Annotated in this window: 13 protein-coding genes; 5 read left to right on the top strand and 8 right to left on the bottom strand. The window is 55.5% G+C overall.

All coding sequences use genetic code 11. The annotated features are described in order from the left end of the window. Positions 1-5: 5 nt before the first annotated feature. The 5 genes from pufM to AC8GFP_RS11435 all read left to right on the top strand — a co-directional run bounded on the left by pufM (position 6) and on the right by AC8GFP_RS11435 (position 5,258). Positions 6-980 carry a photosynthetic reaction center subunit M gene (gene pufM, locus AC8GFP_RS11455; RefSeq protein WP_506613289.1) on the top strand — a complete coding sequence of 325 codons (975 nt, stop codon included), beginning with the start codon at positions 6-8 and terminating at the stop codon, positions 978-980. Beyond that, a complete protein-coding gene (pufC, locus tag AC8GFP_RS11450; protein ID WP_506613287.1) occupies positions 977-2,014 on the top strand; it encodes a photosynthetic reaction center cytochrome PufC in 1,038 nt (345 codons plus the stop codon). The genes pufM and pufC overlap by 4 nt, the downstream gene beginning before the upstream one ends. A gap of 82 nt (positions 2,015-2,096) precedes the next feature. Then, positions 2,097-2,870 carry a hypothetical protein gene (locus tag AC8GFP_RS11445; protein ID WP_506613285.1) on the top strand — a complete coding sequence of 258 codons (774 nt, stop codon included), beginning with the start codon at positions 2,097-2,099 and terminating at the stop codon, positions 2,868-2,870. Beyond that, on the top strand, positions 2,863-4,395 hold the full coding sequence (gene crtD / locus AC8GFP_RS11440) for a 1-hydroxycarotenoid 3,4-desaturase CrtD (RefSeq protein WP_506613283.1): 1,533 nt from the start codon (positions 2,863-2,865) through the stop codon (positions 4,393-4,395). Before AC8GFP_RS11445 ends, crtD begins: the two co-directional genes overlap by 8 nt. A 20-nt stretch (positions 4,396-4,415) precedes the next feature. Then, positions 4,416-5,258, top strand: coding sequence for a carotenoid 1,2-hydratase family protein (locus AC8GFP_RS11435; RefSeq protein ID WP_506613281.1), 843 nt, complete (start codon positions 4,416-4,418; stop codon positions 5,256-5,258). 38 nt (positions 5,259-5,296) lie between these two features. On the opposite strand, the gene AC8GFP_RS11430 is transcribed toward AC8GFP_RS11435, so the two are convergent. From AC8GFP_RS11430 to puhA, 8 genes are all read right to left on the bottom strand, one after another. Continuing rightward, on the bottom strand, positions 5,297-5,824 hold the full coding sequence (locus tag AC8GFP_RS11430; protein ID WP_506613279.1) for a VOC family protein: 528 nt from the start codon (positions 5,822-5,824) through the stop codon (positions 5,297-5,299). Positions 5,825-5,915: 91 nt separating this feature from the next. Further along, positions 5,916-6,980 carry a phytoene/squalene synthase family protein gene (locus AC8GFP_RS11425; RefSeq protein WP_506613277.1) on the bottom strand — a complete coding sequence of 355 codons (1,065 nt, stop codon included), beginning with the start codon at positions 6,978-6,980 and terminating at the stop codon, positions 5,916-5,918. After that, positions 6,961-8,505: a phytoene desaturase gene (locus AC8GFP_RS11420; protein WP_506613276.1), complete on the bottom strand. Its 1,545-nt coding sequence runs from the start codon at positions 8,503-8,505 to the stop codon at positions 6,961-6,963. The genes AC8GFP_RS11425 and AC8GFP_RS11420 overlap by 20 nt, the downstream gene beginning before the upstream one ends. An 8-nt stretch (positions 8,506-8,513) precedes the next feature. Next, positions 8,514-9,284, bottom strand: coding sequence for a putative photosynthetic complex assembly protein PuhE (gene puhE / locus AC8GFP_RS11415; protein ID WP_506613274.1), 771 nt, complete (start codon positions 9,282-9,284; stop codon positions 8,514-8,516). Then, positions 9,278-10,357, bottom strand: a complete 1,080-nt coding sequence (gene acsF, locus AC8GFP_RS11410) for a magnesium-protoporphyrin IX monomethyl ester (oxidative) cyclase (RefSeq protein WP_506613272.1) — start codon at positions 10,355-10,357, stop codon at positions 9,278-9,280. The genes puhE and acsF overlap by 7 nt, the downstream gene beginning before the upstream one ends. Before the next feature lie 18 nt (positions 10,358-10,375). Next, positions 10,376-10,816 (bottom strand): photosynthetic complex assembly protein PuhC, encoded by a 441-nt coding sequence (puhC, locus tag AC8GFP_RS11405; protein WP_506613270.1) that lies wholly within the window; start codon positions 10,814-10,816, stop codon positions 10,376-10,378. Continuing rightward, positions 10,813-11,469, bottom strand: a complete 657-nt coding sequence (gene puhB, locus AC8GFP_RS11400) for a photosynthetic complex putative assembly protein PuhB (protein ID WP_506613268.1) — start codon at positions 11,467-11,469, stop codon at positions 10,813-10,815. Before puhB ends, puhC begins: the two co-directional genes overlap by 4 nt. Beyond that, a complete protein-coding gene (gene puhA, locus AC8GFP_RS11395) occupies positions 11,466-12,230 on the bottom strand; it encodes a photosynthetic reaction center subunit H (protein WP_506613266.1) in 765 nt (254 codons plus the stop codon). The genes puhB and puhA overlap by 4 nt, the downstream gene beginning before the upstream one ends. Positions 12,231-12,262 lie beyond the last annotated feature (32 nt).

Raw genomic sequence — 12,262 nt, 5'->3', positions numbered from 1 at the left:
ACAACATGCAATATCAAAATATCTTCACCACCGTGCAAGCGGTAGGCCCCACACACCACGGTGTTGAGCTTGGCCATGGCAACAGCCCGCGCACCGGCGAACCCTTCATCGCCTACTGGTTGGGTCGCATCGGCAACGCACAACTCGGCCCCATTTATTTGGGTGGCTTGGGTATCGCGTCGATCATGTGCGGCATGATTGCCTTTGTCACCATCGGCTTGAACATGCTGGCATCGGTGTATTGGGATCCCATCCAATTTGTGCGACAACTGTTTTGGTTGGCGCTGGAACCGCCCGCGCCAGGGTATGGCTTGGGGTTGCCGCCCCTGAACCAAGGCGGTTGGTGGTTGTTCGCTGGTTTTTTCCTCACCGCATCCCTCTTGCTGTGGTGGGCACGCATGTACCGCCGCGCCCGTGAACTGGGCTTGGGTTCCCACATTCCCTGGGCGTTTGCCGCTGCCATTTGGCTCTATTTGGTGCTGGGCTTTTTCCGACCCATTCTGATGGGCTCTTGGGGCGAGGCTGTGCCGTTTGGGATCTTCCCGCACCTTGATTGGACTGCAGCGTTTTCACTGCGCTATGGCAACTTGTTCTACAACCCGTTCCATGCCTTGTCGATTGTGTTTTTGTATGGCTCGGCCTTGTTGTTTGCCATGCATGGCGCCACCATTTTGGCGGTGGGCCGTTACGGCGGCGAACGTGAAATTGAGCAAATCGTCGACCGCGGTACGGCCTCAGAACGCGCCGGTTTGTTCTGGCGTTGGACCATGGGCTTCAATGCCACGATGGAATCCATCCACCGTTGGGCTTGGTGGTTTGCCGTGTTGTGCCCTTTGGCGGGTGGCATCGGCATCTTGTTGACCGGGACTGTGGTCGACAACTGGTACCTCTGGGCTGTCAAGCATGGCGTGGCACCCCCTTATCCCACCGTGTTCCCTGAAGTGGTGGACCCTGCAACCTTGACAGGAGTGAAGCCATGAACATGCGCCACTTACTGACCTTCGCTGGCTTGGCCGCGGTCTTCTTGCTCTCGGGTTGCGAACGCCCACCCGTCGATTCGGTTCAGCACGGTTATCGCGGCACCGGCATGGTGCAGGTCTACAACCCGCGCACCTTGGATTTGACAACCGAGGCCAATGTGCTGCCGGTGGCGCTGCCCTTGGCCCCCGGTGACAGTCCAAAGGCGTCCACCCTTTATAAAAATGTCAAGGTGTTGGGCAATCTCAACAACAACGAGTTCACACGATTGATGTTGTCAATGACGGCATGGGTGTCTCCCACAGAAGGTTGTGCTTATTGTCACAACCCAGCCAATTTTGCAGAGGATTCCAAATACACCAAGGTGGTGGCGCGGCGCATGATTGAAATGACCCGTTACATCAACACCGATTGGAAAAACCACGTGGCTGAAACTGGCGTCACTTGCTACACCTGTCACCGAGGCAATCCTGTGCCCAGCAATGTCTGGTTCACAGAAGCCGAACAAGACAAGGGGGCCGACTTCATTGGCGATCGTGCAGGTCAAAACTTGGCTGCCAAATCGGTGGGTCTGAGTTCATTGCCCAGCGATCCGTTCACACCCTTCTTGTTGGGTGAACTTGACATCCGAGTCAACGGCCCCACGGCCTTGCCATCAGGCAACCGCCACTCCATCAAACAGGCCGAGTGGACCTATGGGTTGATGACCCACATGTCAACCTCTTTGGGTGTGAATTGCACTTACTGTCACAACACCCAGTCATTCTCAGAGTGGAAGGGCAATCCTCCACAAAGAGCCGTGGCATGGCACGGCATACGCATGGCTCGTGACTTGAACAAGGCCTACATGGAACCGCTCACCAGCACCTTCCCCGAGCAGCGTTTGGGTCCGACAGGTGATGTTGCCAAGGCCAATTGTGCGACCTGCCACCAAGGTGCTTACAAGCCATTGAATGGTCAATCGATGCTGAAGGATTTTCCTGAATTGGCCACCACGGATGCTGAATCTGCAGGTGCCAAGCTGGCCAAAAAATAAAGAGCAACAACCATGCGCGAACCCTTTCAAGTGTTGGTGTCCAAGTGTTCGCCGGCTGAGTTCGTCTGAGGGCAGCATGGTCATGGCCACAGACACCGCTATTCACTCCTCGATCAGCGGCGTGGTCCTTATCTTGCTGGTGGACTTGCTCAAAGCCAAGCGATCTTGGGGTTGGTTGCGCTTGGCCCAAGGCAGCGCTGCATTGAAGCAAATCGCAGGTTTGGTGTTTGCCAAAGTCATGGGCAGTGGACATGAGGGTGGGTTTGTGTTGCGTCCCAGCCCCAGCCACCAAGGCCTGGTGTTGGTGTTTGAAAGACAGTCTCAAGCAGATGATTTCTTAAATAGCGACCTCTGTCAGCAATACAAAAAAAATGCACGTGAGTGGTTCAGCGCCACCATGCGGGTTGACAGCAGTCGCGGCAGCTGGAATCAAATCGCTTGGCAAGCGACCACATCAAGCGCGCTTGGCAGCTCCAACCAGGATCTCGACAAAATGCCGATAGCCACCATCACACGTGCGAGCATTCGGTCCGCCACAGCCATGGCTTTTTGGCGCCATGCACCTGCCACCCAAGCCGATCTGCAATCAGCCCCTGGATGCCTCTTGGCGATGGGATTGGGCGAAGCGCCATTGCTCAGACAGTGCACCTTCAGTATTTGGAAAAACACGGCATCCATGGTGGCCTATGCCCAAAGCGGGGCCCACCATGCTGCCATTCAGGCCGCTTACAAACATGGTTTTTTCACAGAGTCCATGTTTGTGCGCATGCGGGTTTTGTCCATGGCGGGTGCTTGGCAAGGACAAGACTTCACCGCCAAGAACCCGTCTCTGGCCGAGGAGGTGGTGCATGCCTGAACGCCATGTTGTCGTCGTGGGAGCCGGTATGGGTGGTCTGGTTAGCGCATTGTTGTTGGCGCACCAAGGCGTGCGCGTGACAGTCATTGAGCGCGGCTTGCAACCTGGCGGCAAGATTCGGCAATTGCAAGTGGATGGCGCGGCCATCGACAGTGGGCCCACTGTGTTCACCATGCGCTGGGTGTTTGATGAAATTTTTGCCTCGGTCAATGCCTCACTTGACCGCATGTTGAAATTGCAAAGCTTGGATGTGTTGGCTCGGCACGCATGGTCCGATGGCAGTAGCTTGGATTTGTTCGCTGATGTCCAAGCTTCCACCGATGCGATTGGTCGCTTTGCGGGGTTGGCCGAGGCCCGCAACTTCGAACGGTTTTGCTTGAAAACGCGCGAGGTTTATGACACATTGCAAGCCCCCTATATCCAAACCACCTTGCCCTCGGTGATGCAATTCACCAAGGTGTTGGGTCCGCGCGGCCTGGCCACCTTGGCATCTTTGGGTGTGATGTCCAGCTTGTGGGAAAGTTTGGGGCGGTATTTCCAGCATGAAAAATTGCGCCAGTTGTTTGCACGCTACGCCACGTATTGCGGCTCTTCACCTTGGCAAGCACCAGCTACTTTGATGCTGATTGCGCAAGTAGAAATGGACGGCGTCTGGGCCATCGAAGGTGGCATGCATGCCTTGCCTCGTTGTCTGGAAAGCCTGGCCTTGGCCCGCGGGGCCAAGTTTCAATATGGCCAAACGGTGCAACGCATCCACACTGCCCAAAACAAGGTCTGCGGTGTCACCTTGTTGAATGGCGAAACATTGGAAGCGGATGCTGTGGTGTTCAATGGCGATGTATCAGCCTTGCATGCGGGTTTGTTGGGCCCAGCGGCTGCCCAATCGACCCCGCGCGGACATCGTCAACGTTCTTTATCGGCGCTCACTTGGTCGGTCAACGCCAAGACCGCAGGTTTTGCCTTGGATCGGCACAATGTGTTCTTTCAAAACCACTACGAAGCGGAGTTCAAATCGATTTTTGAAAAACAAGAATTGCCCAACAGTCCAACCGTCTATGTCTGTGCGCAAGACCGGGGTGCAGGCACAGAGCCCCAAGGCAGCGAACGTTTGCTGTGTTTGGTGAATGCACCTGCGGTTGGAGACCAACCACTTTTGACCGATGAAGCGATCGAACGATGCCAACACCAGAGCTTTCAACTTCTGCGTCAGTGCGGCCTGGAGATTCAACCCACGGCTCAGAACACCCAACGCACCAGTCCTCAGGACTTTCACAAACTCTTTCCAGCAACGGGCGGGGCGCTTTACGGCCAAGCGACCCACGGTTGGATGTCGGCCTTCAGTCGTTCGAACGCCACGACCAGCCTGCCCGGATTGATATTGGCGGGGGGCAGCGTTCACCCGGGTCCTGGCGTACCCATGGCCGCTATGTCGGGTCGACTGGCGGCCGCCGCAGTGATGGCTCACCTTGCTTCGATCAGCACGTCCCCTCGGGGGGTTATCTCTGGTGGTATGTTGACGCACTGAGTGATTGCGGCCAATATGGTTTGACCATCATTGCTTTTGTTGGCAGTGTGTTTTCACCTTACTATGCATGGGCTCGTCGCAGCCGCTCTGACACGGATCCCGAAAATCATTGCAGTTTGAATGTCGCGCTCTACAGCCGGCAAGCCAACCGCTGGGCCATGACTGAGCGGGGAGCATCGCATTGCGATCGCAGTGCACACACTTTCAACATCGGGCCGAGTCAATTGCATTGGGACGGTCAAGCTTTGCGCATTGACATCGACGAAGTCTGTGTACCCTTTCCCAGACGCATCAAGGGCAGCGTGCGCATTTACCCCGAGCAGTTGTTCAATTTTGGTGTCCATCTTGAACCCGGTTGCAAGCACACTTGGGGTCCAATTGCACCCTGTGCGCGGGTGGACGTGCAGTTGCAACATCCCAGTCAATCATGGCAAGGCCATGCTTATTTAGACAGCAATGAAGGTGACGAGCCGATCGACCGGCCCTTCAAAGAATGGGACTGGTCTCGAAGTCGCATGGCCAATGGCGACACGGCGGTGATGTATGACTTGCTCTTGAGAAGCGGCGAGAACCCGGTGTTGGCCTATCGGTTTGATCGGCAAGGCGAGGTGAGCCTGTTTGAGCCACCTGAACCGGTGGCGATGAGCCGCACCAAATGGTGGTTGGCACGCAGAATGCGAACGCAAGCGGCAGTGCGCGTCAAGCAGCAATTAGAGGACACACCCTTTTACCAACGTGCGGTGCTGCAGAGCAGCTTGTTGGGTGAGACTGTTGAAAGTTTTCACGAAACTTTGCACACGGACCGCTTGATCTCACCGGTGGTACAGGCCATGTTGCCTTGGCGCATGCCCAGACGCGCCTGAGCGCTTATGGGGTATGCCAGCATGGATCTTCAACTGCATCAGTTGGGCGCATGCATCCAGGCCGCGTGTTTGGGGGCGCGTTTGGTTCGACTCCACTCTTCCAGCATGGCCCATTTGACCTCGTCGAGTTGTTGGTGCATCTCGGGTGTGCCGGTGTCACAGGCCACTTCCAAGCGATGGCCATTGGGGTCAAAGAAATAAATGGATTTGAAGATGGTATGGTCGGTCACGCCAATCACCTCGATGCCATTGGCCACCAAGTGTTCTTTGAAGGCCAACAGTTCTTCCAGGCTGTCCACTTTGAAGGCCAAGTGCTGCACCCAAGTGGGCGTGTTCAGGTCACGACCCATCTCTGGCGAGTTCGGTAACTCGAAAAAGGCCAATACGTTGCCTTGACCAGCATCGAGAAAAACATGCATATAAGGGTCGGGGGCTTTGGTGCTGGGCACCTGGTCTTCGGCAATCGCCAGCACAAAGTCCATGTTCAAGTGCTTGACATACCACTCCACCGTTTCTTTGGCGTCTTTGCAGCGGTAGGCCACGTGGTGAATGCGTGCAAGTTTCATGTGGGATCCTTCTTTCAGGTGGCGCTCAGTGACCAAGGGCGGCGCTACACCCAAGGAGCGAGGTTTTACCACCTCTGACACTGCGGACAGATCAGTGCTGTGCCGGCGGCGTGAGTCCACGCCGTTCAAACTCCAAACGCTCTGACAGGCTCAGTAGCCACTCTATTTTTTCAGACATGCTGCGTTGAGATGCTAATTTCACACTGGGTGGCAGCACTGGCTCTGAACTGTTGCAGCCTTCGATCAGGTAGCGAATAGCTGCCAAGGGTGGGGCAGTTTGTTTCTCAGCAGTCACCCAATGCGACTGCCATTTGGATTGGGCTAACAAGGCCATCTTGCGTGTACCGCTCACCACGGTGCGGTGGTTCACCGAGTTGCAGCCTTCGCGACGCAGTTGGTGGCCAATTTCGGCATAGATGAGTCTGGCAGCCAAGATGGCTGAACGGCAGTCGCGGGGCAGTTCGGCAATACCTTGATGGGCTTGGGCATAGAGCCGGTCAGCCTCATCCAACAAACGCTGGACAACCGATTGCAGGGCTGGACTGTGGACAGGGTGTTGCATCCAAACTGAGGGATCCAAACCAGCTTCACGCAGCCATGCCTGTGGCAAATAGAGTCGGCCAATGCGGGCATCTTGACCGACATCACGGGCAATGTTGGTCAGTTGCATGGCCACACCCAGCTCGCAAGCGCGGGCCAGTGCCCCGGCATGGCGAGGCCCCATGATCCAGCACATCATGGCGCCCACACTACCGGCCACCCGGGCCGCGTACTGGTGCACGTCTTCGATGGTCTCGTAAGTTTTGCCTTGTGCATCCCATTCAAAGCCTTCAATCAAGGCTTCCAACATGTTGCGCGGCAATGCATATTGCTGGGCCACATGGGCCAAAGCGTTGTCTTCCAAAAAGGGCTGCGGCTGGCCGCTGTAGATGCCATCAAGTCTTTGCCTCAGCTCCAGCAAAGCATCTTCGCTGGACTCGCCTTCATCCACCAAATCATCAGCCACACGACAAAACGCATACAGCGCCACTGCGGCGTTGCGCACCCGTTCAGGCAACAATTTGGAGGCGGCAAAAAAACTTTTAGAGCCACCTCGCATCATGTCGATGCAAGCTTGCAAATCCTGGTGTTTCAAATCAGTTGAGCGCATGAGCATGGGGCACCACGGTTTCTAAAGCTTTGGCCGACATCAACACGCCGGGCACACCTGCACCCGGATGGGTGCCTGCCCCAACCACAAACAAGCCTTGCACATCTTCGCTGCGGTTGTGCGGTCTGAACCAGGCGCTTTGCAACAGCAAAGGTTCCAAGCCAAAGCCTGCACCTTTGAAGGACCACAAACGGTCTTTGAAATCTTGCGGTGTCATCATTTTGGAAGAGACGATGTGTTTGGACAGTTCGGGCAACACCGAGGCTTCCAAGGCTTGTTGGATTTTCAAGCGGTAGGTTTCAGAGTGGTTGACCCAGTCGGTGCCGCTGTCCAAATGCGGCACCGGCGACAAGACGTAAAACGTGTCGCAACCAGCGGGTGCCAAGGACGGATCGGTGGCGGTGGGGCGGTGCAAATACAAGCTGAAGTCGTCGGCCAAGTGGTGGTGCTTGAAAATATCCGTCAACAGTTCTTTGTAGCGTGGCCCCAGCACCATCATGTGGTGCGGTACATCGGCGTATTGGCGATCGGTGCCAAAGTACCAGACAAACAAGCCCATGGAATAGCGGCCGTTGTCAATCTTGCGATCGGTCCAATGGCGGCGATGTTGGGGTGCGACCAAATGTTTGTAGGTCCATGCGGTGTCGGCATTGCTCACCACAATGTCGGCGGGCATGAAGCGACCGTCTTGCAACTCCACGCCCACGGCTTTGTTGTTCTCAATGCGGATCGTCGTGACGGGCGCGTTGTAATGAATGGGAATACCGCGGCTTTCCAGCAAACGCACCAAGCCTTGCACGATGGCGCCGGTGCCGCCCATGGCCGAATGCACACCCCAGGTGCGCTCCAGCGAATTGATCAGGGCATAGGCACAGGTGACTGAAAAGGGATTGCCGCCGATCAGCAAGGGGTGAAAGCTCAGCACGATGCGCAGTTTGTCGTTGCGGATGTGTTTGGCCACCAAGCTGTAAATGCTGCGCCATGCGCCCATGCGGGCAAAAGAGGGAATGGCATTGATCAAGTCGCCAATCGTGTCGAAGGCAATCGCCCCCAAACCTTCAAAGCCCAAGGTTTTGCACAACTCGGCATCGGCCAAAAAGTTTTCATAACCGACCAAATCGTCGGTCGAAAAACGCGCAATTTCGGCACGCATGGCGGCTTCGTCACCGCTGTAATCAAACCAAGTGCCATCGCTGAAACGTATACGGTAAAACGGGTCCATGGCACGCAAATCGATATCGTCTTTGAAGGAGCGGCCACACAATGTCCACAACTCTTCCAATAAAAAAGGCGCCGTGATGATGGTCGGTCCTGCATCGAAGGTGAAGCCATCTTGCTTGAACACCGAGGCACGACCACCGGGGCCATCCAGCTTTTCCACCACCTTCACGTCATAGCCCTTCACACTCAAGCGAATGGCGGCAGCCAAACCGCCAAAGCCGCTGCCAATCACCACGGCCACAGGACGGCGACGACCGAGTTCCAAGGCTTGTTGCAAAGCGAGCATGTCATGGTGGCTGGTGGCGTTCATGGCGTCTTTCAGGCGGAACTGGCGCTGGTGCGGGACATGGCCCAGCCCCAAATGCGTTGCAGGGGCAAGGGGAAAATCATCAAGGCGTGCTCCACAATGGCCAAACTCAGCAAACTGGCCAACATGACCCAACCGGTGGTCATCTCTACCTGACCCACGATGGTTTGCCAAATCAACCAAACCAACGTCAAGACAGACAGGCTGACAGAGATGGCAAACCACCAAGTCATGCGACGGTGTCTGAAATAACTGGCCAAATAGTGCAAATGTGCGGGCAGGTAGGCTGCGCCGTTTTCAGAGACGCCAAAAAACAAATTCAGTTTGGCGCTGACCCGCATGCACCACAACAGCGCGAAGGTGCACAGGGCAATGTGGTTAGGCTGATCCATTTGCATGGCACACAGCACTGCAAAGTTCAGCAACAAGGCCAGTTCATGGTGCAGCATCACCATGAAGGCTTGTTCGAAGCGCTTGAAGCCGGTAGCGCCTTCGTCCAATGCAATCTTTCGAGGGCCGGTGAGGGTGCCTGTTAGAAAGGCGAGTTCGTGCCAACCCCACATGACGATCACGCTGCCAAACCCCAAGTACGCGTTGGCATCACTCACACTCTTCATGCTTGTCGCGACACCCCAAAAGCTCAAGCCCAACAAAAAAGTCCAGGCTAACATGCTCCATCGAAAACTGGCTTGTGGCAGACGGTCCAACCACAGAATGACGCCCGTGCCGAACCACCAGCAGACAACTGCAAACAGCGCGGCAAAAGCAACTTCACTCACCATGACGGGGCCATGCGGGTGTTGACAGGCAGTTCATGTTCAAGGGTGTCCATCATGAACAAGCGACCAAAGGTCCACAGGGCTTGTACACCGCAGACGGCGCGGGTGACATAGCTGAACACGCCACCTTTTTCAATGGCCGCGTCATTGGCCTTGGAAATTTCAAACAAACGCGCCAAACCTGCACGGAACGCTGGGTTTTCAGTGTCCAAGGACAAGGGAAACACTTGTTTGGATATTTCGGTGGTGATGCGAAACACGGTGTAGTCGTACTCATCGGTTTCCAAGCCCATGGCTTCGTGCAGCATGGGACGGGTGTGGTCCCGCACGTACATGGTGGCGTAGACCGCCAGCAAAAAGAACTTGATCCACAAGCGGTTGCCACCGCGCAGCAAATGCGGATTGGCTCGCATGATCAGGGCGAAAGATTCGCCGTGGCGGAACTCGTCGTTGCACCAGCGCTCAAACCAACGAAAGATCGGGTGAAAGCGTTTGTCGGGGTTTTTTTCCAAATGCCTGAAGATGGTGATGTAGCGGGCGTAACCAATTTTTTCCGACAAGTAGGTGGCGTAAAAAATGTATTTGGGTTTGAAGTAGGTGTAGGCCTTGGTGCGCTTCAAATCGCCCAAATCGATGCCTAAGCCAAAGTCGCGCAAAGACTGGTTGATGAAGCCTGCATGGCGAGATTCGTCGCGGGCCATGTAGGTCATCAGTTGTTTGATGTCTGGGTTGGTGACATGCTTGCGGATCTCGTTGTACAAAATACAACCCGAAAATTCCGAGGTGAGGGAGCTGACTAAAAAGTCTAAAAACTCTTGCCGCATCTCGGGCGAGAGTTGCGGCATGAGCAGGGCCACTTCATCGGAAAAAGCAGCATCGCGCTGAAAGTGATCATGGTTGTTGTCACCCTCGTACTCTTGCATCATCAGGTCCCATTCTTTGCGCACAGGGTTCACATCGATGCGGTCCATGGCGGCAAAGTCGGTGGTGTAAAAGCGCGGGTTCAAGAGCGTGCTTTGAATGGCTTTTTCATTCGCGTCGCGTGCGGTTTCAATGGTTGCAGTCACTGGGGCCATGGTGTTGTCCTCGATTTTTTATTGCAATTGACGGTAGATCTGTGCATTGGTCGGCCCAAACGATGCCAAGTGAATGCTCACGCCCGTGGCAGGATCGTGCAACACCATTTGGCCATCTGATAGACCACTTAATTCGAATGCCGCTTCCGGGCCAATGGATCTTTTCTTGCGCTCACGTGCCAAGGCACGCAAAGTGCCACGCATAAAGCCTTGTTCGCCTTCAAACACGGCCACCTGTTGCTCAGTGGCTGCATCACGCACCACAATTTCACCCTTTGCACCGTCTTCAAAGCGCAGGTTTTTCTTCCAAACCACAGGCACATCAACCGGCTGAGCCGATGGTCCCGATTGTCGAACCGCAAACACAGCCAGTAGCAGCAACACCAGGCACAACAACACCCAGCGCACCACCATGGGTACGGCAGGTGAAGCCGCGACGGTGGTGGGGGCCAGACTCATGCTTGCCCCCAAGCCTGGCTGTTGCCATGCGTTGCTTCGGTCTGGGCCGACAGCAATTGCTCGGTCGGATTGACTTGTCGCCAAGTTTGCCAAATCCGTTGTGCCAAATCCGCTGCGTGTGGCACACAACGCAAGGTCGGTTGCGGTGAAGACACTCGCCATGGGCGCACATGCGGCCACAAGTTCAGCCAACCAATCGGACTTTCGCTGGCAATGCCAAGTGCAATATTGCCAGTCTGTTTCTTCGCCAGTTGCAAGTCACACGAGGTGATTTTTTTGAGTGGCAGGTTGAAGGTGAGCGAGAGCACGATCCCAATGCGCATGATGATGCGTTTGTTGGTCAGGGTATACATGGTGGCCTGGGCCGACCAGTAAGCACTCCAGGTGAGCAAGCCCAAGGCCAATGTGGCCAATCCAATGCTGGTGCCCAGTTGTTTCAGCATGACGATGCCAGTGGCATCGCCGTCCAGGAGGTGCACGCCTTGCAAACAAACCATGATCGCAAAGTAAATGGCCAACTTGCGCACATGGAAAGCTTCTATGGCGAGTTGACGCCAATCAGGGCGACCTTGCCAAACGATGTATTCGTTGCGCGGCAAGTCTTCTGGCAAGCCCAAGGCCGCTTCAAACTCATGCTCGTGGTGCGCTTTCATACCAGGGGTTCCTGGCGGTTGGGTTCGGCATACAACAAGCCTGCACCATAGTAGCCCATGATTTTTTCTTCTTCCAGCATGGTCACTTGGTCGGGGGACTTGGTGGCAGGCACATTGGCAAACTGGTGCGACATCAGGGCATGCACATCGATCGCGTCTTCATGGATGCGGGCGAAGTTGATCGGGATCAACACATGCTTGTCTGTGCCCTTGACCGTCATCTCGATGTAGCGAAAGATCATTTCGGAACGGTCCACCCAGAAGTCGCGCACCACGCCCGCAATTTGATCATCAGCGCCATAGACATTCTGACCCCGTGAGTCTGTGTCTTGTGGAGCCACACCGTGGTCTTTGGCCACGCGCAGGGGCACGATCTTGACTTCATTTTCATGCGTCATTTCGGGCACATCGGCGCGGTTCGCCCAAGCGCCAGGACCCAAGCCTGCCAACAGCGGGTCGCCCACGGGTTCCAGCGGCGCACCCAGCCAAGGGTGCATGGGTTGACCTTTGTAGACGCCGTCGGGTCGGTTGTGGTCGGGGCTCAAGGCTTCATGGCCATTGGCCAATTTGTAGACCTTGGGCTCGGGCACTGAAGGCCAGCCTTCCATCTTCGGACCGTTCTCGCGTCCGTTGTCCATGGGATAACCCTCGCGGTGGTTTTCGCGCAAGAGGTAATAAATGAGGCCCGCGAAAAACGCCCAGAAGATGTACAAAACGATCTGGGCTACATCGACGTATTGGGTAATTGCACCAGTTTCCATGGTCATGTCTCCGTTTAAAAAATCAAGTGGTC

Source organism: Limnohabitans simekii (SeqCode) (assembly GCF_965234735.1).
Taxonomy (GTDB): Bacteria; Pseudomonadota; Gammaproteobacteria; order Burkholderiales; family Burkholderiaceae_C; genus Limnohabitans; species Limnohabitans simekii.
The sequence above is the reverse complement of the archived record's forward strand: the minus strand, read 5'-3'. Positions and strand labels throughout refer to the sequence as shown.